Consider the following 24545-nt stretch of genomic DNA (forward strand, 5'->3'; position numbering starts at 1 on the left):
ATCGACCCGCCTACAATCAGCGTGACTTTCGGCATCAATGACAGTCCCTTGGCCGGTCGTGACGGCAAGAAGGTACAGTCGCGCGTGATCCGTGAACGGCTGATGAAAGAAGCCGAGTCCAACGTCGCCATCAAGGTTGAGGATACTCCGGGCGGCGAGGCTTTCGTCGTGTCCGGCCGGGGCGAATTGCAGATGGGCGTTCTGATCGAGAACATGCGCCGCGAAGGCTATGAACTCTCGATCAGCCGTCCGCGCGTCATCTTTCGCGAAGAGGACGGCGCAAGACTGGAACCCATAGAAGAGGTCATCATCGATGTGGATGACGACTATACCGGAGCGGTGATCGAAAAGCTGACTGGTGATCGCAAGGGCGATATGGTCGACATGCATCCGGCGGGTCACGGCAAGACCCGGATCGTCGCCCATGTCCCGTCGCGCGGGCTGATCGGCTATCATGGTGAATTCATGACCGATACGCGCGGCAATGGTGTCCTGAACCGGATTTTCCACGGCTGGGCTCCCTATAAGGGAACGATCCAGGGACGGCGGCAAGGCGTCCTGATCTCGATGGAAGACGGTGTGTCCGTCGCCTATGCGCTGTGGAATCTGGAAGAGCGCGGCAAGCTGTTCATCGGCGCTCAGGAACAGGTTTATCAGGGCATGATCATCGGCGAGCATTCGCGCGACAATGATCTGGAAGTGAACCCGCTCAAGGGCAAGAAGCTGACCAATGTCCGTGCTTCCGGCACCGACGAGGCCGTGCGCTTGACTCCGCCGGTCCGCCTGTCGCTGGAAGAGGCGATCGCTTATATCAACAACGATGAGTTGGTCGAGGTTACGCCCAAAAGCATTCGGCTGCGCAAACGCTATCTTGATCCGCATGAACGCAAGCGACAGGCTCGCAGCGAAGGCTGAACACGTCCCGGCATCTTAACTTTGCTCTGTCACAGGTTTTTTCCTGTGGCAGACCATTTGTATGGCCTCCCGGCGGCGGCCAATTCCGATTTATTCCCCCGGATTCCACCATGTTGCCGCCCTACAGGGATGATTGGCATTAACCGACTCTTTTGTTTTAACTCTTCTTCCATTATTGCAGCAGTAGCTTGCACGTGAACGACAAGGCAGGATTTCCGTGACCGATCATATTATCAAGGATATCGCTCTGGCTGATTTCGGCCGGAAAGAACTGGATATCGCCGAAACCGAGATGCCGGGCCTCATGGCTCTGCGCGCGGAATATGGCGATGCGAAACCGCTGAAGGGTGCCCGAATCGCGGGCAGCCTGCATATGACGGTGCAAACCGCCGTGCTGATCGAAACGCTGACGGCTCTTGGCGCCGAGGTTCGCTGGGCGTCTTGCAATATCTATTCGACGCAGGACCATGCCGCCGCCGCAATCGCGGCATCGGGCGTGCCGGTCTTCGCCATCAAGGGCGAAACCCTAGAAGAATACTGGTCCTATACCGACCGGATCTTCCAGTTCGGCGAAGGTACGGCGAATATGATCCTTGACGATGGCGGCGACGCGACCCTTTACGTTCTTCTGGGCGCACGGGTGGAGGCCGGTGAAACCGATCTGATCGCCACGCCGACCAGCGAAGAAGAAGAGGCGCTTTTTGCCCAGATCCGCAAGCGACTGGCGGAGAGCCCCGGCTGGTTCACCGCCCAGCGCGAGGCGCTTCGCGGCGTTTCCGAGGAAACCACGACCGGTGTGCATCGCCTTTACGACCTGCACAAGAAGGGCCTCCTGCCCTTCCCGGCAATCAATGTGAATGACAGCGTCACCAAGTCGAAATTCGACAATAAATATGGCTGCAAGGAATCGCTGGTCGACGGCATTCGCCGCGCCACCGATGTGATGATGGCCGGCAAGGTCGCCGTGGTCTGCGGCTATGGCGATGTGGGCAAAGGCTCGGCCGCCTCGCTGGCAGGCGCCGGTGCGCGGGTGAAGGTGACAGAGGTCGATCCGATCTGTGCACTACAGGCCGCCATGGACGGGTTCGAGGTGGTGACGCTGGAAGATGTCGTCGCTTCGGCCGATATCTTCATCACCACTACCGGCAACCGCGATGTGATCCAGCTGGCGCATATGCGCGAGATGAAGGATATGGCCATCGTCGGCAATATCGGTCATTTCGACAACGAAATTCAGGTTGCGGCGCTGAAAAACCACAAATGGACCAATATCAAGGATCAGGTGGACATGATTCAGATGCCTTCGGGCAACCGGATCATCCTGTTGTCGCAAGGCCGCCTTCTGAACCTCGGCAATGCAACCGGGCATCCCTCTTTCGTGATGTCCGCCAGCTTTACCAATCAGGTGCTGGCGCAGATCGAACTTTGGACCAAGGGCGATGAATATCAGCCCGGCGTCTATATCCTGCCCAAGCATCTGGACGAAAAAGTCGCCCGGCTGCATCTGGACAAGATCGGGGTAAAGCTGACACAGCTTTCTCCTGAACAGGCCGCCTATATCGGCGTCACTCCCGAAGGTCCCTTCAAATCAGATCATTACCGGTATTGAGATATGAGCGAATATTCCCTGTTTACCTCGGAATCCGTCTCCGAGGGGCATCCCGACAAGATCGCAGATCAGATCAGCGACGCCATCCTTGACGCGATCATGGCGGAAGACCCGCGCGCCCGCGTCGCATGCGAGACGATGGTCAAAACCGGCGTCGCCATCATTTCCGGCGAAATCTCGACCAATGCCTGGGTCGATCTTGAATCCATCGTGCGCGATGTGATTTGTGATATCGGCTATACATCATCGGAAGTCGGCTTTGACGGCGCAACCTGCTCGGTCATCAATATCATCGGCAAGCAATCACCCGAAATCAATCAGGGCGTGGACCGTGAAAGCCTTGAACAGCAAGGGGCCGGCGATCAAGGGCTGATGTTCGGCTATGCCTCGGACGAGACTGATGTGCTCATGCCGGCACCGATCACCTACGCACACCGTCTGGTCGAGCGTCAGTCAAAGGTCCGGCGCGACGGCACCCTGTCCTGGCTGCGGCCCGACGCAAAATCGCAACTGACCCTGCGCTACAGCGCGGATGGCCGTCCCGAAGCGATCGACGCGGTTGTGTTGTCGACCCAGCACAATCCCGATATCGCGCTGGCGGATCTGCGCGAAGCCGTGATCGAAGAGATTATCAAGCCCGTTCTGCCCGCAGACTGGCTGTCGGATCAGACGAAATATTTCATCAATCCGACCGGCAAGTTCGTGATCGGCGGGCCGGTGGGTGATTGCGGCCTGACCGGGCGCAAGATCATCGTGGACAGCTATGGCGGCATGGCAAGACATGGCGGCGGCGCGTTCTCGGGCAAGGATCCATCCAAGGTGGACCGCTCGGCGGCATATGCGGGCCGCTGGGTCGCCAAGAACATCGTGGCCGCCGGATTGGCCAGCCGCTGCGAGCTTCAGGTTTCCTATGCGATCGGCGAAGCGCAACCGACCTCGATTTCGCTGAACACCTTCGGAACGGAAACCGTCGCGCATGACAAGATCGTCGCCGCGGTGCGTGAGGTCTTCGACCTGCGCCCATTCGCCATCATCCGCGACCTTGATCTTCTGCATCCGATCTACCGCCCGACGGCAAGTTATGGTCATTTCGGACGCGATGCCTATTCGCTGAACGGCGCGACGGCTTTCAGTTGGGAACAGACCGACCGGGCGGAGGCATTGAAGGCCGCGCTGACCTGATAGGGTTCAGACGATCGGTCGATCACAGACCCGTGCAGCGGTTGTCGCGGCCCTCGCGATGTCTTATCTGCTGTTCCAAGCTGCCCGGAGGCATTCATGTCGCTGAACCCGATTCGTCCATGGCGAAATATCGAACGGCGGAAATCCCGTCAGATCATGGTGGGCAATGTACCGGTCGGCGGCGATGCGCCGATCAGCGTTCAGACCATGACCAATACCGATGGCCACGACGTCAAGGCGACGCTGGAGCAGGTCATCCGCGCCGCCGATGCCGGCGCGGATATCGTACGCATTTCCGCCCCCGATCAGGAAACGACCCGCGCATTGAAGGAAATCTGCCGCGAAAGCCCCGTGCCGATCGTCGCGGATATCCATTTTCACTACAAACGCGCCATCGAAGCCGCAGAAGCCGGCGTTGCCTGCCTGCGCATCAACCCCGGCAATATCGGCAGCGCCGAACGTGTGCGCGAAGTCATTCAGGCGGCCCGTGATCATGGCTGCTCGATGCGGATCGGGGTGAATGCCGGCTCGCTTGAACGGCATCTGCTTGAGAAATACGGAGAACCCTGCCCCGACGCGATGGTGGAATCAGGGCTGGATCACATCAAGCTCCTTCAGGACAATGATTTTCACGAGTTCAAAATCAGCGTGAAGGCAAGCGATGTCTTCCTTGCCGCCGCAGCCTATCAGCAACTATCCGAAGCAACGGACGCGCCAATCCATCTGGGCATCACCGAAGCGGGCGGCTTTGTCGGCGGCACGGTGAAATCGGCCGTCGGGCTGGGCAATCTGCTTTGGATGGGCATCGGCGATACGATCCGCGTCAGCCTGTCCGCCGATCCTGTGGAAGAGGTCAAGGTCGGCTATGAAATCCTCAAATCTCTGGGTCTGCGGACACGGGGCGTTCAGATCATCTCCTGCCCGTCCTGCGCGCGACAGGGTTTCGACGTGATCAAGACTGTCGAGAAGCTGGAAAAGCGGCTTGAGCATATCAAGACGCCGATGAGCCTTTCGATCATCGGCTGCGTGGTGAACGGCCCGGGCGAGGCCCTGATGACCGATATCGGCTTCACCGGTGGCGGCGCAGGCAGCGGCATGGTCTATATGGCCGGCAAACAAAGTCACAAGATGACCAATGACCAGATGATCGACCATATCGTTCAACTGGTCGAGGAACGCGCTGCGAAGATCGAGGAAGTGGCGAAAGAAACCGCGTGAACAGGGAAACTGCGGATTCCTGCCACTATCACCGCGACAGACGAAACTGCCCCGAGGCTAAATCCCGCATCCCGTGACGAGCGCGGGAAGCAGCATAATTCTGCACTCACTTTGAGATGGTCAAATTCGGCTCGTGGCCTGTCTTCCTCATCTCAGACCAAGAAACGAGAGGATGAACAGAACGACGACCACAAGGCCGACAAGATAAATGATGTTATTCATAATCCGCCCCTCCTAAAGCGACGTAGAGGCGGTTACCGGAACTGACGACGGCGTCAGATGCTGCCTCCCTATCTCAACATGGAAAGTTGTATTTGGGTTCCATGTTTCCACCGCCAGTGGGTTTCGCTGCTTACCCATCGGAAAAACCGCATCAGCAGGGAATTATCGCAAACGATAAATTTAACGACTTGCTTTCCATAGAAAAATTTGGAGCGGGCGATGAGATTCGAACTCACGACATCAACCTTGGCAAGGTTGCGCTCTACCCCTGAGCTACGCCCGCATCCTGTCCCGAGGCCATATCACCTTCGGTGAGGGGTGATTTATTGGACTGCGCCGAAGGGTGCAAGGGGGAAATGCGCGAATTCAGCAGATTTTTTCTTCTGCCACAGGCAACCGGGCTCATTCGGCCGCCCGGATCCGCGCCGGTTTCAACATGGGCGCCAGATAATGCCCGGTATGGCTTGCATCCACCGTCGCGATCTCCTCTGGCGTGCCGGTTGCGACAATCCTGCCGCCGCCATCGCCACCTTCTGGACCGATATCGATGATCCAGTCAGCGGTCTTGATGACGTCGAGATTATGCTCGATCACCACCACCGTATTGCCCTGATCGACAAGCGAATGCAGCACTTCCAGCAGCTTGCGGACATCTTCGAAATGCAGCCCCGTCGTCGGCTCATCAAGGATATACAAGGTACGCCCGGTCGACCGGCGAGACAGTTCCTTGGACAGTTTCACCCGCTGCGCCTCGCCACCTGAAAGCGTGGTCGCCTGTTGCCCGACCTTGATGTAGCCAAGCCCGACCTGCATCAACGCATCCATCTTTTCACGGATCGAGGGAACGGCTGCAAAGAACTGCTGCGCATCCTCGACCGTCATGTCAAGAACATCGGCTATACTCTTGCCCTTGAACTTTATTTCCAAGGTCTCGCGATTATAGCGCGCACCCTTGCAGGTCTCGCATTCGACATAGACATCGGGCAGGAAATGCATCTCGATCTTGATCACTCCGTCGCCCTGACAGGCCTCGCAGCGTCCGCCCTTGACGTTGAAGCTGAACCGCCCCGGCTTGTAGCCACGCGCCTTCGATTCGGGCAGCCCCGCGAACCAGTCACGAATGGGGGTGAATGCGCCGGTATAAGTCGCCGGGTTCGAGCGCGGCGTGCGTCCGATGGGGCGTTGGTCGATATCGATGACCTTGTCCAGATGCTCCAGCCCCTTGATGGTCTCGCATGGCGCCGGAGTCTGACGCGCGCCATTCAGCCGCAACGATGCGGTCTTGAACAATGTCTCGATGGTCAGGGTCGATTTACCGCCGCCCGATACACCGGTGACGCAAATGAACCTGGCAAGCGGAAACCCGGCATCGACATGTTTCAGATTATTGCCGGTGGCCCCCACGACCGTCACGGATTTCCCGTTTCCCTGCCGCCGTTCGGCGGGCACGGCGATTTCGCGTTCGCCCGACAAATACTGACCGGTCAGGCTTTTCGAGTCGGCAGCAATCTGATCGGGTGTGCCGTGGCTGACCACTGTGCCGCCATGAACCCCCGCGCCCGGCCCCATGTCAAAGACATAATCGGCATGGCGAATCGCATCCTCGTCATGCTCGACGACCAGCACCGAATTGCCCTGATCACGCAGGTTCATCAGCGTTTGCAACAACCGGTCGTTATCGCGTTGATGCAGCCCGATAGAAGGCTCGTCCAGCACATAGAGAACCCCGGTCAGCCCGCTGCCGATCTGGCTGGCCAGCCTGATCCGCTGGCTTTCACCGCCCGAAAGCGTTCCCGCAGCGCGGGAAAGCGTCAGATAATCCAGCCCGACATTCACAAGGAATCCAAGCCGTTCGCGGATTTCCTTAAGAATCGCCGCAGCGATTTCGTTCTTTTGCTTGCCAAGATGTTTCGGCGCATCCTCGACCCAGGCAAGCGCATCCTTGATCGAAAGCTCGACCACCTGACCGACATGGTTGCCGGCAATCTTCACCGCCAGCGCCTCGGGCCTCAGGCGATAGCCGCTGCAGGCGCCGCAGGGACGGTTGTTCTGATAACGCTCGAACTCGTCGCGGACCCATTGCGAATCCGATTCGCGCAAGCGCCGCTGCATATTCGGAATGACGCCTTCAAAGGCCCGCGTGACCTCATATACCCGGCCCGCATCATCGAAGCGGAACTTGATCTGCTCTTCGCCCGAACCGTAAAGGAACAGGTTCTGAACGTTTTCAGGCAGATCCTTCCACGCGGTTTTCTTGTCGAAACCGTAATGCTTGGCGAGCGCGTTGATCGTCTGGGTCAGATATGCGGATTTCGACTTCGACCACGGCGCAATCGCCCCCTTGCCTATCGACAGCGCAGTATCGGGAATCACCAGCCTTTCGTCAAAAAACAGTTCGACCCCCAGCCCGTCGCAGACCGGACAGGCGCCGAAAGGCGCGTTGAAGCTGAACAGGCGCGGCTCGATCTCGGGGATGGTGAAACCGCTGACCGGGCAGGCGAAATTTTCGCTGAAGGTGATGCGCTCCGGCTCACCGTCAGCCGGGGCGGTTTCCAGGACGGCAATCCCATCCGCCAGATCAAGCGCGGTCCGCAGACTATCGGCCAGCCGGGTCTCAAGCCCCTCGCGCACGACCAGCCGGTCGACAACCACGTCTATATCGTGGCGGAATTTCTTATCGAGAACCGGAGGCTCATCCAGTTCATAAAACTCTCCGTTCACCTTGACCCGCTGAAAGCCCTGTTTGCGCAGTTCAATGAACTCTTTCTTGTACTCGCCCTTCCGGTCGCGCACGATCGGGGCCAGAAGATAAGCGCGCATGCCCTCTTCCATAGCCATGATCCGGTCGACCATGTCCTGCACCTGCTGCGCCTCGATGGGCAGGCCGGTGGCGGGGCTATAGGGCGTCCCGGCGCGGGCGAACAGCAAGCGCAGATAGTCGTAAATCTCGGTCACCGTGCCGACGGTCGAGCGGGGGTTTTTCGAGGTGGTTTTTTGCTCGATCGAAATCGCCGGGGACAGACCGCTGATATGATCCATATCCGGCTTGCCCATCATATCAAGGAACTGCCGCGCATAGGCCGACAGGCTTTCGACATAGCGCCGCTGCCCCTCGGCATAGATCGTGTCGAAGGCAAGGCTGGATTTTCCACTGCCCGACAGCCCGGTGATCACCACCAGCTTGTCGCGCGGAATATCCATATCCACGTTCTTCAGATTATGTTCGCGCGCGCCGCGAACCTCGATGAACTTCTGTTCCATAGGCGTGCCTCGAACGATCCGACGCCAGACATAATATCAGCGGCTGAAAAAGCAACCGGGATATGTGAACATAAAGTGAACGGAACCGCAAGCCGTCATATATACGCCATAAACCCCGGACCGGGACCCACCCGGTATCCGGTCAAGCCGATGTCTCGGCGATATCGGCCCCCAATCCCTGCATGAGGGGAATGAAATCGGGGAAAGAGGTCATGATCGGGCTGCCGTCATCAATCGCAACGGGCGAGCCGGTTCCCAATCCAAGCACAAGGAACGACATCGCGATCCGGTGATCCAGATGCGTCACCGCCAGGCCACCGCCCGGCACCGCGGCCATGCCGTGAACCGTCATGCTGTCCCGGGTCTCTTCGACGCGAACACCATTCGCCCTTAGCCCCAGCGCCATGGCGTCGATGCGGTCGCTTTCCTTCACCCGCAATTCGGCGACACCGTTCATCACCGTCTTTCCCGCGGCAAAAGCGGCAATCACAGAAAGGATCGGAAATTCATCGATCATGCTGGCCGCGCGTTCGGCCGGAACGCTGACCCCTGTCAGCGGCCCGTGTTTCACATGCATATCCGCGACCGGCTCACCGCCTTCTTCACGCTCATTTTCAAAGCGAATATCCGCGCCCATTTCAAGCAAGGTGATATAAAGCCCGTCACGCGTCGGATTCCGGGAAACACCCGGAACCCGGATCTCGGAGCCGGGAACGATCAGGGCGGCGGCCACGGGGAAAGCCGCGCTGGAAGGATCACGCGGCACGGCAACCGGCTGGGCACGCAACTCCGGCCGCCCCTTCAATGTGATCACATGGCCCTCTTCGGTGGATTCGCTGCGAATCTCGGCCCCGAAACCGGCCAGCATCCGCTCGGAATGATCGCGGGTCGGCTCGGATTCGATCACCACCGTTTCGCCCGGTGCGTTCAGCCCGGCAAGCAGGATCGCTGATTTGATCTGCGCGCTTGCAACCGGGGTCCGGTAGCGCAGGGGAAGCGGATCTGCCGCGCCCTGTATCGTGATCGGCAAACACCCACCTTCCCGGGCGGTGATCTGCGCCCCGAACTCTGACAGCGGATCGGTGACACGTGCCATCGGGCGACGCGACAGGCTGGCGTCGCCGGTAAAGGTCGCGGTAATCGGCGTGGTCGCCATTGCCCCCATGATCAGGCGCACCCCCGTGCCGGAATTGCCGCAATCCAGAATCGCCGCAGGCTCGGAAAACCCGCCGACGCCGACGCCATGAACCGACCACTCTCCCGGCCCAACCCGTTCGACCTGGGCACCGAAGGCCGCCATCGCTCTGGCGGTGTCCAGCACATCCTGCCCTTCAAGCAGCCCCGTGATGCGGGTTTCTCCGACCGACAGGGCGCCAAGGATCAATGCGCGATGGCTGATCGACTTGTCTCCGGGCACCTGAGCCACACCGGAAAGAGGCCCTCCACTACGGGAAATCATCGGTTGGGGATCGGCAGCATGTGACATCGTGGACCTCGCTGTTTCGCTGGTCTTTTAGCGCCACCGGGTCACGGCTGCCACCTCCTTCTTGCGGTCCGTTCCGTTTCAGATCCCAAGATCGCGGCAAAGCATCCGCTCTCGCCGGATTCAGTCTCGCTGCTTATCGGCGATTGCCCGCAACACCGAGCGCGCCGCACGCAGCCCGGGCGCTTCGCCGCCTTTGCCAAGACGCTCCATCGTCAGGTCCATGGCGTCCAGTTGCGCCTTGCGTGAGGTCATGTCCTCCAAAGCAGTCTGCAGCGCCAGTGCCATCGGTCCCGGCTGACAGTCGCGGCCCAGAAATTCGGGAATGCTTCGGGTTTCGCTGACCAGATTGACCAACGTCACCGTATCGGTCCGCAGCAGCAGCCCGATCAGCAACCGGCTGACCGGCGCCATGTCATATCCAATCACCATCGGAATACGATTCGCCGCCAGTTCCAGACTGACCGTCCCCGATGCAGCCAATGCCAGATCTGCCGCAGCAAAGGCAGCACGCTTGTCCTGGCTATTCTCGACCACGATCGGCTCGCTTGGCCATCTCCGGGTCATCTCGTGAATCATCTGCGAAACGCCCGGAACCGTCGGCAGCACCACACGAATTTCCGGAACCCGATCCCGAAACCGCATCAATGCCTCGTCGAATCGTGACGCCAGCCGCCCGACCTCCGATCTGCGCGATCCGGGCAGGCACAGAACAACCGGCGCATCCGGCTTAATGTCGTGGCTTTCGCGGAACCGCAAGGCATCTTCAGGCCCGCCGATCTCCATATCCACCACCGGATGCCCCACGAAATCGCACGTCATCCCTGCCGCGCGCATATAGGGCGGTTCGAATGGCAGCAGCGCAAGCACATGGTCGATCACCGGCGCCATTCCCTTTGCCCTGCCTGGTCGCCATGCCCAGACCGAGGGCGCCACATAGTGAATCGTCCGCAGCCCGGGATTCAGTTTCCGGGCCGCGCCCGCCACGCGCAGGCAGAAATCCGGGCTGTCGATGGTGATCAACGCGTCGGGGACCTGCTCGGCGATCGCTGCCGCGGTCTCGGCAATCCGGCGCTTGAGATGACGGTATTTCGGCAGCACCTCCCAGATACCCATCAAGCTCAGCTCATCCATCGGGAACATGCTGGATAGCCCCTGCTCCGCCATGAGCGGGCCGCCGATGCCGACAAAGACACTGTCCGGCACAAGCTGCCTCAGGCCGGCCATCAATGCCGCCCCCAGTTGATCCCCCGAGGGTTCGCCCGCAATCAGAAAGAACTTCATGGCGTCCCGTCACTTGCTGCATCGCTTCATGGGTATGTCAGCAACGAAGAAGAAACCAGCCTTTCTTCTTTGCATAAATACCTATTCTCCGCGCGCCCAAAGAAACATCCCCGCCGTTTCCGCACGCCGGATGGATTCATCGCGTTCCAGCAGGATCACGCCACCAGCTTGCCACGCAATCCCGGCAAGCCCCGCTTCTGCAGCCTGCGTTACGCTGTCGGGACCAAGTGTAGGCAGATCCACGCGCCGGTCCTGCCCCGGTTTCGGAGCCTTGTAGAACACGCCCCGCGCACCGTTCGGATTCGGTTTCAACGCGCCATGAGCCGCCGCGAATTCCAGCATGGCCCGGGTTCCGGGCAATGTCTCGATCGCAAGGCACAGGCCCTGCGCCACCACGACACCCTGTCCGACATCGAATGCTCCAAGTCCCTGAAGGATGCTTGCGCCTTTGGCGGCATCGCGCCGATCCGCATCCTCCGGCTGTCCGGTCAGAACGCCCTCGGCGGGAATCAGGTCGGGAATAATTTCTTCGACACTGGCAATCGTCAGATCATGTTCCTGGAAAACCTTCAGAACCTCGCGCAGCGCCGCGTCGTCGCCTGATTGCATCGCCGTCAGGATTCGCGGCACCAGTTGCGCGGTACGTGGATCGAACGCCTCGGGATCAAGCCGGGGCCGGCGGATCGCGCCCGCGAAAACCACACGCCCGACGCCTTTTTCGACGAGATCGTCCAGAAAGGGGATCAGCCGCTCAAGCCGGAACGGTATCGCGGGAAGGTGCGGCGCGAAACCGTCAAGCGCATAAACCAGCGGATCGTCCAAAGCGGCGATGACAGCCGGAGCCAATGCTCCCTGCCCTGCGATAACTGCGGTACGGGTCATGATTTCATCGTCAGAAATGAGCGGTCGGAAGGACCGAGAATAAAGTCAAGCACGTCGCGCTCCATCGCACTTACCTCATTGCCGGAGCGCGCGCGGGCGGTATCCCGGAACGAGCCCTGCCCCAACGCGCCCAGAAGGTCACGGAGCGCCGCGATATCCGCACGGCTTGCCCCGCGGCGTTTCAATCCGACCAGATTCAGCCCGTCCAGATGCCCGCGAGGCCCCTGGACCAATCCAAAGGGAATGACATCCGCCGTCACCATCGTCACCGCGCCGATCATCGCGCCCCGCCCGATGCGGACGAATTGATGAACGCCCGACAGACCACCCACGATCACATCGTCTTCAAGCACGCAATGCCCCGCGACCGACGCATTGTTGACCAGAATCACACGATTGCCGATGCGGCAGTCATGGGCGACATGCGCCCCCGCCATGAACAGGCCCTCATCGCCGACCACCGTCACGCCGCCGCCGCCTTCGGTACCCGGATTCATGGTGACATATTCGCGGATGCGATTACCCGCCCCGATCTCGAGTCTCGCGCGCTCTCCGCGGAATTTCAGATCCTGCGGGATCTCTCCGATCGAGGCGAAGGGAAACACCACTGTCTCGGCGCCGACAGAGGTTTCCCCGGTCACGACCACATGGGATTTCAGCACCACGCCCCGGGCAAGCCGAACCTGCGGACCGACCACGCAAAATGGCCCGATCTTGACGTCATCGCCGATCTCGGCGCCGTCCTCGATAACGGCGCTCGGGTGAATTTTCGCTTCAGCCATCAGCCTTCGGCGCCATCATCGCGGTAAATTCGGCCTGTGCGCAAAGCTGGCCGTCGACCAGCGCCTTGCCTTCGAATTTCCATATCTTACCACCGCCGCGTTTGGAGGTCACATGCAATTCAAGCACATCGCCGGGCACCACCATCCGGCGGAACTTGCAGTTATCTATGCCCATGAAATAGGTCAGCATCGGCTGATCGATGATATTCCTGCTGACGCCGACCACGACCGCCGATGTCTGCGCCATCGCCTCGACGATGGTCACGCCGGGCATGACGGGCTGATCGGGGAAATGGCCCGCGAAATGCGGCTCGTTACAGGTGACGTTCTTGATGCCGACACCGCCTTGATGCGCCACGATATCACGAACTTTATCAATGAACAGAAAAGGATAGCGGTGCGGGATGATCCGTTTGATAAGCGCCAGATCAGCTTCCGTGTAAAGGGCGGGGCTTTGGGTGTCGTCGGCCATGTACATTCCTTGCAGCGGTTATTCTTGGGGTATCAACGAGCCCGTTGGTTGGCAAGCTTCAGGCCGGTCCGGCACCGTCTCGCGCAGCGTTTCCTGCGCCGATGCCCGCCCTGCCTTCGACCAGCCACCCGATGAGGATCAGCCCCGCAATCAGTATCAGCCACACCCAACCCGGAAGCAACGGGGTTCGTTCCAAACCATTGACGGTTGCCGCGTCGCGCGGCGTGATCCCGATCCACTCGCCGCTGACACCCCTGCCATGCGCGGGCCGGCCCTGCCTGCTGGTGCGCAGATCGGGCAGGCCATCCGACAGCCGCAGCACCGCACCCTGCGTCGCCTCGGCCAGCGGCGCAAGAGTGTCACCACTGGCAACCGTCTGTTCGAATTCCCGCGGCGCGGCAGGGCCAAGCGCCAGAACACGCCGCAAATCACCGTTTTGTAGCCGGTAAAGCCCCTCTTCGGGCGCTGTCCAGTCGCCGGTGAACCGGCCCGGTTCAGCTTCAGACAGCTCCAGATTTTCGGTCTCGCCGTCGGGATGGGTGATTTCCAGCGGGGGCACCTGATCCTGCATACTCCGCCGGGTGAAACTGACTTCCAGACCCGAGACATCCGCCGCCAGCGCCTCTTCTTCCAGTTCTGGCTCTTTCATCGACCAATGCGCGATCCGGCGCAGCATCTCAAGCTGCGGACCGCCGCCTTCGAAGCCACGCCCCCAGAGCCAGACCTGATCCGAAGCCAATGTCGCGACACGCCCTTCCCCGACCCGGTTCATGATCAGCAACGGCAGATCGTCTGCGCCGGTCATGACCACTTCGGCGCCCGGTTCGGGCTGAACTTCGGCCATGCGCAGCCAACGGCCCCAGGTCTCACCCTCATCTCCGGACCCTTCACCGGGCGCGCCCGAAAGACCCGAGGTAACGGGATGCCGCCTGCCCGCATCGGTGAGTTTGGGCGTAAAGGGGCGTTCGATGACCCGGCCTGTCGGCCGGGCGGGCAGAATTGCCCCCAGCGGCGACAGGTTGAGACTTTCAACCGTTGCCATTTCCGGCCCGGCGGCGACCAGAAGCGCGCCACCGTTTTCCACGTAGCGGACGATATTCTGGAAATAATCGGGCGGAAGAATACCCCGGACGCTGTAGCGATCGAAAATGATCAGGTCAAAATCATCGATCCGCTCAAGGAATAATTCGCGGGTGGGAAAGGCGATCAGTGCCAGTTCATTGACCGGCACACCGTCGGATTTCGTCGGCGGGCGCAGGATGGTGAAATGAATCAGGTCGACGGATGCATCGGATTTCAACAGGTTCCGCCATGTTCTCTCGCCCGGATGGGGCTCACCCGAGACAAGCAGGACACGCAGCCGGTCGCGCACGCCGTTGATGCTGACTGCGGCCATATTGTTTCGCCGGGTCAGTTCACCGCCTTCGGGCGAATCGATTCCCAGCTGCACAACATTCTGGCCCGCATGGGTCAGCGTGACCGGAAGTTCCAGCGAGCGATCCATGGGAACGGAAACGACCTGCTCGTCCTCGCCATCGATGCTGATGCGCAGATTGACCGAACCGGTCTGCACATCCGGGGGAACCTCGCCCTGATCCTCGATGCGGATGCGGATCTTGACTTCCTGATCGATCAGGCCGAATGCCGGGCTTTCCTCGATGACAAGGCGGCGGTCCCAGTCCTCTTCGCGCCCGGTCAGCAGCACATGAAAAGGTGCCGGAAGATCGGCGGGCAGCATTTCGGCATCGTGCAACCGTCCATCGGTAACGGAAATCACCCCGGCCAGCCGTCCTTCGGGCTCAGCGGCAACGGCATGGGCCAGTGCCTCTCCCAGCAGGGTACCATCGGGATCGTCGCCCACCGTCACCCGCCGCAATTCAGTATTGGGCAACTCCTCGATCTGCCGGGCAATCCGGTCGATGGCGGCATCCGTCTGCTCGCCCCGGCCGGGCAGGCTTTGACTGGCGCTGCGATCATCGGCAAGAATCACGATGTCGGACAGGCCGGTCCTGTTGCCTTTCTCAAGCGCAGGCGCGGCCAGCGCCGCCGCTGCAAGCAGGCCCGCACAGCCGCGCCATGCCCAGCCACGCAATCCGCGCCAATAAGCGAAACCGGCAACCACGGCGGCAAGCGCAGCAAGGGTTGCGATGACCCACCATGGCAATCCAGGATCGAAGCGCAAAGCGGTCATTGGGCCTGCTCCTCTTCCATGCGAAGCCGGTCAAGAAGATCGGGCACATGCACCTGATCTGATTTGTAATTCCCGGTCAGCGCATACATGATGAGGTTGATCCCGAAGCGAAGCGACATCTCGCGCTGACGCTCGCCCTCGAAACCGCTGCCCATGGGGAAGCTGTAGTAACCATTGTCGTCGACCGCCCATGCCTCGGCCCAGCTATTGCCGCCGATCACTGCGGGGCTGACACCATCGTTCAGATGCCGGAACGATTGTCCTGCGCCAGCCTCGACCCCTGCCGGCGGCGCCTCGACCCAGACCGGGCCATCCTGCCATCTTCCCGGAAAATCCTGTAGCAGATAGAAGCTCCGGGACAGAACATGGTCTTCGGGAATCGGCGAAAGAGGCGGAATTTCCAGCGGAGCGGCCAGGGTCTGCAATGCCGCAGATCCATCTGGTCCGCCCAGACCGGCAACATCTCCGTCACGGGTATCGAAAAGGATCATTCCGCCGGTCCGCAGATAGTCGTTCAGCCGCAGATAGGCCTGCGGCGAGGGCATGGGCTGATCCTCGGTCACCGGCCAGTAAAGGAAGGTCAGCGCCGATAAGTCATCATTGTCCAGATCGATCCCGATGGGTTCTCCGGGTTCGACCGTGGTTCGGTTCCGCAGGGCGGCGGACAGACCTTGCAAACCTTGATAGGAGGTCTGATCCAGTTCCTCATCGCCGGTTTCGACATAGGCCAGCACCATCTCGCCCGCTGCACGCATTACGTCGGGATCGACCTCGGCGTCCTGCGCCTTGGCGGGCTGACCCGAAATACCGGCAATCCCGATCAGCAGAATCGCGGCAATCCGCCCCCCGCGCGCAAGCGCCGCAGTTCCCAGTGCATCCAGCGCAAAAACCAGCGCGGCAAAGGCGATCAGCCATGCGGAAAGGTCACGCTCTGCCGTAGCCGAAGGGGATTCGACTGTCGCGCCGGGCCATTCCGCGAGGGTAAAGTCACCGCCGGCATTCAATGCCACGCGGCGCTCGCCGGATACGTAAATCCCTGCGGGGCGTTCAGGACCCGGTCCTTTCTCCAGATCTTCGGAAGAAACCGGAACCAGATCCTCGGCCGGTCCCGCACGACCATAACCGTCCAACACGGTTTCAGGCGTCCAGAACGCATGTTCGCGGTCGTCCGGCTGTTTGTCGGCCGCACCGACACGCGCGGTCGTCACCAGTCGTTCCAGCATCTGCACGAAAAGGCCCGACAGCGGCAGGCTCGACCATTCGGCATTGGCAGTGATGTGAAACAGCACCACCTGCCCCTCTCCCAGCCGGTCCCGCGTGACAACTGGCGTATTGTCGGTCAGCGAGGCAATGGTGCGCTCGGCCAGTTCCGGCGAAGGTTGCGCCATGAGCTGCGCCCGTACCGTCGCGTCTTCGGGCGGGGTCAACCCGGCAAAGGGACCGTCGGCATCGAAAGGCTGCAACCCCCGGGGATCGCCCCAGCTCAGTGCGCCGCCAATATCCCGCCCGCCCTGTCTCAGCGGCACCGGCAGCAGCGGTTCGTCCATCAGCCGATCATAACCCGCCATGCGCGGCCCCGCGAAACGGATCAGCAGGCCGCCCTTGTCGACCCATTCCGCCAGCTCTCCGATCTCGGCCAGTTCCACCTGATCGGCAAGGACGACGACATCGGGCGCGGAATCAAGTACATCGCCAAGCCCGCCTTCGACCAGATCCGTTGTCGGAGCAAGCGCACGACGCAGATAATACAGCGGCGACAGAAGCTGCTGCCCCTCGGCATAGGCATCCGGATCACCGACCAGCCCCACCTTGCGCCGCTTGACCCGATCATCGGCCAGCACCACGGCACCCGCATGGGCTTCCTTGTCGATCTGGAAACGGGTGATGCGGTTGCGCAGTTCGGGCGGCATGTCGATGGCGACCGGGCGGGTCACCACCCCGGCCTCGGTTGTCGCATCGCCCGGACGCAGCCGCGCCAGCTCTCGTTCGATCCCTTGCGGATCGGGGCCGATTGCAAGGATCTCGGGCACAGCATCATCCATCGATGCCAGCGTCAGCGCAGGTGTATCACCGCCTTCCAGGCCCAGCGCCCGGACGGAATGCGCAGGCGGCACAACGGTGACGGGACCGCGCGCGTTCAGTTCCGCCAGCCATTCGGCTTGCCCCGAATGCTCCAACCCGTCGGCAAGCCATAAAGTCGACAACTCACCCTCGGGCAGATCGGACAATGCGGCTTCCGGATCGGGGGGCAATGTCGTTTCCCAGGAAACCGGATTCGCGGCGCGCAGCCCTGCCAGCAATGTATTGGCAGGCGCGAATCGCAACGCTCCCGGTTCGCCCCGTCCATCGGCCAGCAAAAGCGCGGCGGCGCGGCCATCGGAAGCGGCCTCGGTCAGCGCCCGCTCGGCCCGTGTCTGGCGGGCGGCCCAATCGGGCGCGGCAGCCCATCCTGCATCCATAACCACCAGCAGCGGCCCATCGGTGCCCGTGCGCAGAACCGGCTTCCAGACCGGTCCCGCAAAAGCAATGATCAGCGCGGCAACCGCCAGCAGCCGCAACAACAGCAACCACCACGGGGTGCGGCGCGCGACCGGTCTTTTGTCCAGCAGCCCTTTCAGCAGCGCCACGCCGGGAAAGGCCACATGGCGCGGCGCGGGCGGGGTTGCGCGCAGGATCAGCCACAATACCGGCAGCGCGAGCAGCGCCGTTAAAATCCAGGGCGTCATGAACCCAAGAGGGCCAAGGATCAGCATCAGCCCTCCAGCACCTGAAAAAGCCAGTTCAGCGCGTGGGCGGACGGATGGTCGGTCCTGTGCTGCCCGAAATGCCAGCCCGCGCCCTCGGCCCGTATGCGCAGCCAGTCCCGGCGGTCGGCCAGTCGCGCCAGATAAGCGTCGCGCAATCCCGCGGCATCGCGGCTGTCATGACGAAGCGCACCGGAAAGCGAGCGGAAACGCACGGCGCCGGACCAGGGAAAATTTTCTTCGTCCGGGTCAAGCACCTGCAGCAGCACGCCATGGACACCCATGGCCGCCGCCCGCTCCAGCAAAGCCTCGATCCATGCCGGATCGGTCAGGAAATCCGACAGCACCACCAATCGCTGATTCGGGCGCAAGACCTCTGGCGAGGGGGCATCTTCATCGCCCTCGGCCAAGGCCTGACCAGCCAGTCCCTCGGCCAGCCGCCCGATTTGCGCACGTCCCGACCGGGCCTGCTGGCCAAGTAGCGCGACGCGCTCTCCTCCGCGCAGCAGCACCATCCCGAGTGCAAGCGCCAGCAATTGCGCCCGTGTGCCCTTGCTCGGGCGATCCTTCGCCCCGGCATATCCCATGCCTTTCCCGCCCGAGACCCAAAGGGCGATCGTCTGTGCCGTCTGCGCCTCACGGTCCCGGACGAATTCGGAATCCGAACGGGCCGAGCGGCGCCAGTCGATACTGCGCGCGGTATCGCCCGCGGTGGCGGGGCGATATTGCCAGAAATCCTCACCCGGTCCGGCGCGGCGCAATCCATGCGCGCCGGGCGCAACCATCGCCGCCAGACGCTCTGCCGACAGGATCAGACCGGGCAAATGGGCGCTGGCAGCCTGCGCGCGCGCCCGAAGTTCGGTGGAACTCAGTGTCAAAATCGCCTCATGCCGCCTGCCGTGCGCCCAGACGCGATCCGACCAGCCGGTCGATCACCGAATCCACGCTTTCCCCACGTGCCCGCGCAGTGAAGGACAGCGCCATTCGATGACGCAGGACCGGCGCGGCCAAAGCCTCGACATCTTCCAGCGTCGGAGCAAAACGCCCGTTCAGCACCGCCCGCGCCCGCGAAACCAGCATCAGGGCCTGCGCAGCACGCGGCCCCGGCCCCCAGATCAGCGTATCATCAATGAAACCCTCAGCCTCGGGATCGCCCGGACGGCTGGCGCGGACCAGATCGAGAATCGCCTCGACCACGGCTTCACCGACCGGCATCCGGCGGATCAGCTGCTGCGCCGCGATCAACCCTTCGGCATCGAAAGACTCATGCGCGGCCCCCTCTTCGACTCCGGTCGTGGCCAGAAGGATGTCTCGCTCGGTCTCGCGGTCGGGATAACCCACATCGACCTGCAACAGGAAACGGTCAAGCTGCGCTTCGGGCAGCGGATAGGTACCCTCTTGCTCGATCGGGTTCTGGGTCGCCAGCACATGGAAGGGGCGGCCCAGCGGACGGTGCTGGCCGCTGACCGTCACCTCGCGCTCCTGCATGGCCTGCAACAGCGCGGATTGCGTCCGGGGCGAGGCGCGGTTGATCTCATCCGCCATCAGAAGCTGTGTGAAAACCGGGCCTTCGATGAACCGGAAGGCACGGCTTCCATCTGTCAGGACGTCCAGCACCTCGGATCCAAGAATATCGGCAGGCATCAGATCGGGCGTGAACTGCACCCGCTGACTACCCAGACCCAGCACCGTGGCCAGCGTATCGACCAGCATCGTCTTGCCCAGCCCCGGCTGCCCGACAAGCAATGCGTGCCCGCCCGACAGAATTGCCGCCAGAACCTGTTCAACCACCGCATGCTGACCGACGAAGCGCCGCTCGATGCTGCTGCGCGCCTCGTCGAGCCGCTGCCCGAGCGCCTCGACCTCGTGAACCAGATTTTCATCCGAAGCCATGACAATGCCCTTCTGTTGCTTTAGACGAAGCATAAGCAAGACATACGCGGGCGACCATATCGAATGCCGGATAAGACTGACAATCACGTGAGTGCCGATGGAATCGCGGCAGAGGCCAGCAAAGCCGCGAAAAAAGGCGGATTGCCGCCGGTTCATCTTTGGAACCCTCCGTTCTGCGGCGATCTGGACATGGAGATTCGTGCTGACGGTACTTGGTTCTATGAAGGCACCCCGATCGGACGCCCGGCAATGGTTCGCCTGTTCTCGACGGTGCTGAAGCGCGAAGGCGATAAGTATTTCCTTGTCACACCGGTCGAAAAGGTGGGGATTCGCGTTCAGGACGCGCCATTCATCGCGACCGATGCAGAAATCGCGCCAGACCGGATCACATTTACCACCAATGTCGGCGACGAGGTGGTCGCGGATGCCGATCACCCGATCGTCATCCGGGGCGACCGGTCCGAACCCCGGCCCTATGTCCATATTCGTGCCGGACTTGAGGCACTGATCGATCGCAAGACCTTCTACCGGCTTGCGGCGGCTGCCGAAGAAGGGCCGGATGGACGTGCGGGCGTACGCTCATGCGGGCAGCACTTCGCGCTCGAGGTCTGAACCAGATGCCCCGCTTCGCTGCCAACCTGACTCGTCTGTTCACCGAGATGCCCATGGACGAGCGTTTCGACGCCGCCGCCCGCGCAGGCTTCACCGGCGTCGAGATCCTGTTTCCCTATGATATCCCTGCCGATCATCTGTCGCGGCTTGCTCTGGCTGCCGGGCTGGAAATCGTGCTGATCAACACGCCCCCCCCGAACTGGTCCGGCGGGCCGCGCGGTTTCGCGGCCATCCCCGGGCAGGAGCAGCGTTTCCGGGACAATTTCGACCGTACACTTCGCTTTGCACAGGTCTTGCACGCGCGCCAGATTCATATCATGTCGGGTGCCGCGGATGGCGCCGAGGCGCGTGCGACCTTCACGGAAAACCTGGCATGGGCGGTCAAACGCGCACCCCATGCCAGCCTCAATATCAAGGTCATCAACCGGGATTACATGCCCGGTTACTTCCTGTCGGATTTCGACCTTGCAGCAGAGATCATCGCAGAGATCGGGGCCCCGAATCTTGGCCTGCAATTCGACAGCTATCACGCGCAGGTCCTCTCTGGGGACGCGCTTGGATTGTGGCGCAAACACGCAGGAATCATTCGCCATATCCAGATCGCGGGCTTTCCCGGGCGCCACGAACCCAATAACGGAGCATTCAATTTCACCGCGTTTTTTGCCGAGCTCGACCAGTCGGGCTATCGCGGATGGGTCAGCGGAGAATACGATCCCGAGCATCTGACCGAAAACGGCCTTGGCTGGCTGCCGCGCGGATAAACGGCCGCGATTGCTCTTGCCCGGATGCTTGTTGTAAACTGCATGAACAACCGAAAACGGCCAACAGCCGGAAAAAGAGAGGCTGCATGATAAATTCCATCATCTATATCGTAGGGCTCGTCGTCGTGGTGCTTTTCATCCTCTCGGCTCTGGGGCTGCGCTAAGGCAAAATCCCGTGTGAGCGAAGAACAAAGACGTTCAGGGCCGGCATTCCCGGAGCCGGTCGCGGCAGGCGATCTTTCCTCTGTCCCGTACCACCCGCACCCGCGTCCTGAGCGCTTCGGTAAATCCGCACCGAAATCCTGCAGACGTCTTCACCAAGGCAATTCTGCCCAGCCCGTCCCGCGTGGAAATCCGCCCCAAGACCGCCCGGCAGCTCCCCGACCGGCCTTTGGGGAAAGCATTACAGCCCGTAAATCCGGGTGAATTTCTCTTCAAGATAATCCAGCAGCGGCGCGGGATCCGCCGGCGCACCCGTGGCTTCTTCGATGATGCTGCGTGGGGGCATGAGCCCGCCATGACGCTGCACATTCTCGCGCAGCCATTCGACGCCCGGCATGGCGTCTCCCCGCGCAAGTCCCGGATCCAGGTCGGGAACGGCATCGCGCATGGCACGGTTCAGACAGCCGGCATAGACATTGCCAAGCGCATATGTCGGAAAATACCCGAACAAACCCACCGACCAGTGAACATCCTGCAACAGGCCATTCGCCGGACGATCCACGGCGACACCGAAATCACGCAGGAAACGCGCGTTCCACGCCTCGACCAGATCATCGGTGTCAAGCTTGCCCGCGATCAGGTCTCGCTCCAGATCGAACCGCAGCATGATATGCAGGTTATATTGAATCTCATCCGCCTCGGTACGGATATAACCGGATGTCACCCGGTTCACGGCGGCATGGAAGCTGTCGGGATCGCTGATATTCAGCCCGTCGAACGCGTCCGACATGCGGCTGAACAGCCATCCCGTGAACGCCCGGCCCCGACCCATCTGGTTTTCGTAGATCCGGCTTTGGCTTTCATGGACCCCCATCGAGACGCCGCGGCCAAGGGGCGTGAAAGCGTAATCCTCATCGATTCCCAGTTCATAGCTGGAATGGCCGACCTCGTGGATGGTCGAATACAGGCAATTGAACGGATCGGTTTCCACCACGCGGGTCGTGATCCGGCTATCCTGCCAGCGGCCGCTGCTGAACGGATGCACGGCCAGATCCATGCGCCCGCGCGTCCAGTCATAACCGAAAGCCGAAGCGCAGATACGGGCAAGCCGCAATTGCGTTTCCTGTGGGAAATGTCCGGTCAAAGCCTCGGGCTGATGCTCGGCCCCAAGCACATCCTCGCGCAGGGCGACAAGCCGGGGCCGCATGGCGTCGAACAAGGCGGCAATCTCGGCACCGGTGGTTTCGGGTTCGTAATCCTCCAGCAAGGCATCGTACAGATCGCCACCGTCCGCCAGCGCCGCCGCCTCTTCGCGTTTCAGTGACAGGACCTGATCCAGCACCGGAAGGAAATCGTCCGGGGCATCATTCGCGCGTGCTTCGGCCCAGACGCCCTGGGCAAGCGAGGTCGTCCGGGCGAGTTCTGTCGCCAGACGCGCAGGAATCCGGCAAGCGCGGGTGAAATCGCGGTTGATCAGCTCGACAATCCGGGATTCGGCCTCGTTCTGAGGCAGCGCGGCAGCCAGCCATTCGCCGATCCGCGGATCGGTGCGGCGCTCGTGCAGCACATCCTCCATGGCGGCCATTTCCTCGGATCGCTGTTCGGTCGCGCCGCGCGGCATGACCGTTTCCTGATCCCATCCCAACCGCTCGGCCACCGAAGACAGCGCCTCGGTCCGCCGCTGAAAGGCAAGCAAATCGTCCATGACAGTCATTTGCGGTCTCCTCTGACCGAGGTTTCAAACGGGTAACGGGCATGATGACGCGCCCGAATGATCAATGTAAACAGCGCGATCGCGCCAAGCTGATGGGTCAGTGCAAGAGACAGGGGCGAGGCGTGCAGCACATTCATGATCCCCAGCCCCACCTGTACGGCGACCATCACGATCATCGCCGTGAACGCCCCGCGCGTCACCGGATGAGGCGAGCGGCGGGCACGCAGCCAGACGACCACGGCGAAAATCGCCAGAAGATATCCGGCCATGCGATGAATGAATTGCACCAGAGCGGGGTTTTCAAAGAAGTTGCGCCAGCCCAATGCCGCGTCCCAGATCGCGGCGGGGATCCATTCACCACCCATGGTCGGCCAGCCGGTATATTGCCGTCCCGCATCGATCCCGGCCACAAGCGCGCCCAGCAGGATTTGCACGAAAGCCAGATGCATCAGACCGGTGGACATGCCGAACAGCTTGCGTTCGCCAGCACGTCTTGCGCGCAACAATTCCGCCTCGCTGCGGCTGAGTTGATTCGCATACCAGGCGATCAGCCCCAGAATAAGAAAGGCGAGTCCCAGATGCAGCGCCAGCCGATACGAGGCGACGCGCACCATCCCGGCAACCAGCCCGGAACTGACCATCCACCAGCCAAGCGCACCCTGCATCCCGCCCAGTACGCCCAGCGTCAGCATGCGGGACGTCCATCCCACCGGAATCCGGCGGGTGATCAGGAAGCCAAGGAAACCAACTGCCCAGACCAGACCGATGACACGGCCAAGCAGACGGTGCGACCACTCCCACCAGTAGATTTGCTTGAATCCGGCCAGATCCATATCCGGGTTGACCTCCGCATATTGCGGGATCTGCTTGTAAGCGTCGAACTCTGCCTGCCAATCCGCGTCCGAGCCGGGCGGCAATGCGCCGGTTACCGGCGCCCATTCGGTGATCGACAGGCCCGAGCCGGTCAGCCGCGTCGCCCCGCCAAGCGCGATCATCGCCGCCACCAGAATGAAAAGCACGATCATCCACAGCCTGATAGCCTTGCGCGCGCCCTTCGGCGCAGCGTCGATCATGCCGGTCTGAATGGCGGGGCGGCTGGCTTTGTCATCCGAGATTTCCTCGAAAACGGGGCGCTTGGCCATCGCTTGCTCCTCTTGA

17 protein-coding genes, 1 tRNA gene and 1 pseudogene are annotated in these 24545 nt (G+C 61.5%); 6 read left to right on the top strand and 13 right to left on the bottom strand.

Annotated features, from left to right (window positions below):
* From D3P04_RS20815 to ispG, 4 genes and pseudogenes are all read left to right on the top strand, one after another.
* Window positions 1–915, top strand: a pseudogene (locus D3P04_RS20815) (translational GTPase TypA); the annotation flags it as partial.
* Between the two features lie 217 nt (window positions 916–1132).
* A complete protein-coding gene (gene ahcY, locus D3P04_RS20820; RefSeq protein WP_119751803.1) occupies window positions 1133–2524 on the top strand; it encodes an adenosylhomocysteinase in 1392 nt (463 codons plus the stop codon).
* A 3-nt stretch (window positions 2525–2527) separates the two neighbouring features.
* Window positions 2528–3706 (top strand): methionine adenosyltransferase, encoded by a 1179-nt coding sequence (gene metK / locus D3P04_RS20825; protein WP_119751804.1) that lies wholly within the window; start codon window positions 2528–2530, stop codon window positions 3704–3706.
* Between the two features lie 96 nt (window positions 3707–3802).
* Complete coding sequence (gene ispG, locus D3P04_RS20830) at window positions 3803–4924, top strand: flavodoxin-dependent (E)-4-hydroxy-3-methylbut-2-enyl-diphosphate synthase (protein WP_119751805.1); 1122 nt, start codon at window positions 3803–3805, stop codon at window positions 4922–4924.
* Window positions 4925–5354: 430 nt separating this feature from the next.
* On the opposite strand, the gene D3P04_RS20835 is transcribed toward ispG, so the two are convergent.
* The 11 genes from D3P04_RS20835 to D3P04_RS20885 form a co-directional block, all read right to left on the bottom strand.
* Window positions 5355–5429: transfer RNA gene (locus tag D3P04_RS20835), tRNA-Gly, on the bottom strand.
* 119 nt (window positions 5430–5548) lie between these two features.
* Complete coding sequence (uvrA, locus tag D3P04_RS20840) at window positions 5549–8407, bottom strand: excinuclease ABC subunit UvrA (RefSeq protein WP_119751806.1); 2859 nt, start codon at window positions 8405–8407, stop codon at window positions 5549–5551.
* Window positions 8408–8549: 142 nt separating this feature from the next.
* The gene (gene aroA / locus D3P04_RS20845; RefSeq protein ID WP_119751807.1) at window positions 8550–9893 is read right to left on the bottom strand and encodes a 3-phosphoshikimate 1-carboxyvinyltransferase; all 1344 of its coding nucleotides are present in this window, start codon (window positions 9891–9893) and stop codon (window positions 8550–8552) included.
* 120 nt (window positions 9894–10013) lie between these two features.
* Window positions 10014–11174 (bottom strand): lipid-A-disaccharide synthase, encoded by a 1161-nt coding sequence (gene lpxB, locus D3P04_RS20850; RefSeq protein WP_119751808.1) that lies wholly within the window; start codon window positions 11172–11174, stop codon window positions 10014–10016.
* Between the two features lie 81 nt (window positions 11175–11255).
* Window positions 11256–12056, bottom strand: a complete 801-nt coding sequence (locus D3P04_RS20855; protein WP_119751809.1) for an LpxI family protein — start codon at window positions 12054–12056, stop codon at window positions 11256–11258.
* Window positions 12053–12838 (bottom strand): acyl-ACP--UDP-N-acetylglucosamine O-acyltransferase, encoded by a 786-nt coding sequence (gene lpxA / locus D3P04_RS20860; protein WP_119751810.1) that lies wholly within the window; start codon window positions 12836–12838, stop codon window positions 12053–12055. The genes D3P04_RS20855 and lpxA overlap by 4 nt, the downstream gene beginning before the upstream one ends.
* Window positions 12831–13310, bottom strand: coding sequence for a 3-hydroxyacyl-ACP dehydratase FabZ (gene fabZ / locus D3P04_RS20865; RefSeq protein WP_119751811.1), 480 nt, complete (start codon window positions 13308–13310; stop codon window positions 12831–12833). The genes lpxA and fabZ overlap by 8 nt, the downstream gene beginning before the upstream one ends.
* Window positions 13311–13368: 58 nt before the next feature.
* A complete protein-coding gene (locus D3P04_RS20870; protein WP_119751812.1) occupies window positions 13369–15501 on the bottom strand; it encodes a hypothetical protein in 2133 nt (710 codons plus the stop codon).
* A complete protein-coding gene (locus D3P04_RS20875; protein ID WP_119751813.1) occupies window positions 15498–18254 on the bottom strand; it encodes a DUF4159 domain-containing protein in 2757 nt (918 codons plus the stop codon). The genes D3P04_RS20870 and D3P04_RS20875 overlap by 4 nt, the downstream gene beginning before the upstream one ends.
* Window positions 18254–19123 (bottom strand): DUF58 domain-containing protein, encoded by an 870-nt coding sequence (locus D3P04_RS20880; protein WP_119751814.1) that lies wholly within the window; start codon window positions 19121–19123, stop codon window positions 18254–18256. The genes D3P04_RS20875 and D3P04_RS20880 overlap by 1 nt, the downstream gene beginning before the upstream one ends.
* Window positions 19124–19130: 7 nt before the next feature.
* Window positions 19131–20138, bottom strand: a complete 1008-nt coding sequence (locus tag D3P04_RS20885) for an AAA family ATPase (RefSeq protein WP_119751815.1) — start codon at window positions 20136–20138, stop codon at window positions 19131–19133.
* Window positions 20139–20201: 63 nt separating this feature from the next.
* Between D3P04_RS20885 and D3P04_RS20890 the strand changes: the two genes are divergently transcribed.
* Entirely contained in the window at window positions 20202–20750 is a 549-nt protein-coding gene (locus D3P04_RS20890) for a DUF1285 domain-containing protein (RefSeq protein WP_119751816.1), read from the top strand.
* A gap of 5 nt (window positions 20751–20755) precedes the next feature.
* Entirely contained in the window at window positions 20756–21511 is a 756-nt protein-coding gene (locus tag D3P04_RS20895; RefSeq protein WP_119751817.1) for a hydroxypyruvate isomerase family protein, read from the top strand.
* Window positions 21512–21914: 403 nt separating this feature from the next.
* On the opposite strand, the gene D3P04_RS20900 is transcribed toward D3P04_RS20895, so the two are convergent.
* Window positions 21915–23387 (bottom strand): carboxypeptidase M32, encoded by a 1473-nt coding sequence (locus D3P04_RS20900; RefSeq protein ID WP_119751818.1) that lies wholly within the window; start codon window positions 23385–23387, stop codon window positions 21915–21917.
* Window positions 23384–24529 (bottom strand): heme A synthase, encoded by a 1146-nt coding sequence (ctaA, locus tag D3P04_RS20905; RefSeq protein ID WP_119751819.1) that lies wholly within the window; start codon window positions 24527–24529, stop codon window positions 23384–23386. The genes D3P04_RS20900 and ctaA overlap by 4 nt, the downstream gene beginning before the upstream one ends.
* Between the last annotated feature and the right edge of the window lie 16 nt (window positions 24530–24545).

Origin of the sequence: Paracoccus onubensis (genome assembly GCF_003591515.1) — a bacterium.
Classification (GTDB): domain Bacteria; phylum Pseudomonadota; class Alphaproteobacteria; order Rhodobacterales; family Rhodobacteraceae; genus Paracoccus; species Paracoccus onubensis.

What these genes read in the sequence shown, in the direction of transcription:
- D3P04_RS20875 (WP_119751813.1), bottom strand. Translation starts at nt 18,254, where the DNA reads ATGCTGATCCTTGGCCCTCTTGGGTTCATGACGCCCTGGATTTTAACG.
- D3P04_RS20885 (WP_119751815.1), bottom strand. Translation starts at nt 20,138, where the DNA reads ATGGCTTCGGATGAAAATCTGGTTCACGAGGTCGAGGCGCTCGGGCAG.
- uvrA (WP_119751806.1), bottom strand. Translation starts at nt 8,407, where the DNA reads ATGGAACAGAAGTTCATCGAGGTTCGCGGCGCGCGCGAACATAATCTG.
- D3P04_RS20890 (WP_119751816.1), top strand. Translation starts at nt 20,202, where the DNA reads ATGCCGGATAAGACTGACAATCACGTGAGTGCCGATGGAATCGCGGCA.
- ispG (WP_119751805.1), top strand. Translation starts at nt 3,803, where the DNA reads ATGTCGCTGAACCCGATTCGTCCATGGCGAAATATCGAACGGCGGAAA.
- D3P04_RS20870 (WP_119751812.1), bottom strand. Translation starts at nt 15,501, where the DNA reads ATGACCGCTTTGCGCTTCGATCCTGGATTGCCATGGTGGGTCATCGCA.
- lpxA (WP_119751810.1), bottom strand. Translation starts at nt 12,838, where the DNA reads ATGGCTGAAGCGAAAATTCACCCGAGCGCCGTTATCGAGGACGGCGCC.
- ctaA (WP_119751819.1), bottom strand. Translation starts at nt 24,529, where the DNA reads ATGGCCAAGCGCCCCGTTTTCGAGGAAATCTCGGATGACAAAGCCAGC.
- lpxB (WP_119751808.1), bottom strand. Translation starts at nt 11,174, where the DNA reads ATGAAGTTCTTTCTGATTGCGGGCGAACCCTCGGGGGATCAACTGGGG.
- aroA (WP_119751807.1), bottom strand. Translation starts at nt 9,893, where the DNA reads ATGTCACATGCTGCCGATCCCCAACCGATGATTTCCCGTAGTGGAGGG.
- D3P04_RS20895 (WP_119751817.1), top strand. Translation starts at nt 20,756, where the DNA reads ATGCCCCGCTTCGCTGCCAACCTGACTCGTCTGTTCACCGAGATGCCC.
- metK (WP_119751804.1), top strand. Translation starts at nt 2,528, where the DNA reads ATGAGCGAATATTCCCTGTTTACCTCGGAATCCGTCTCCGAGGGGCAT.
- D3P04_RS20855 (WP_119751809.1), bottom strand. Translation starts at nt 12,056, where the DNA reads ATGACCCGTACCGCAGTTATCGCAGGGCAGGGAGCATTGGCTCCGGCT.
- fabZ (WP_119751811.1), bottom strand. Translation starts at nt 13,310, where the DNA reads ATGGCCGACGACACCCAAAGCCCCGCCCTTTACACGGAAGCTGATCTG.
- D3P04_RS20900 (WP_119751818.1), bottom strand. Translation starts at nt 23,387, where the DNA reads ATGACTGTCATGGACGATTTGCTTGCCTTTCAGCGGCGGACCGAGGCG.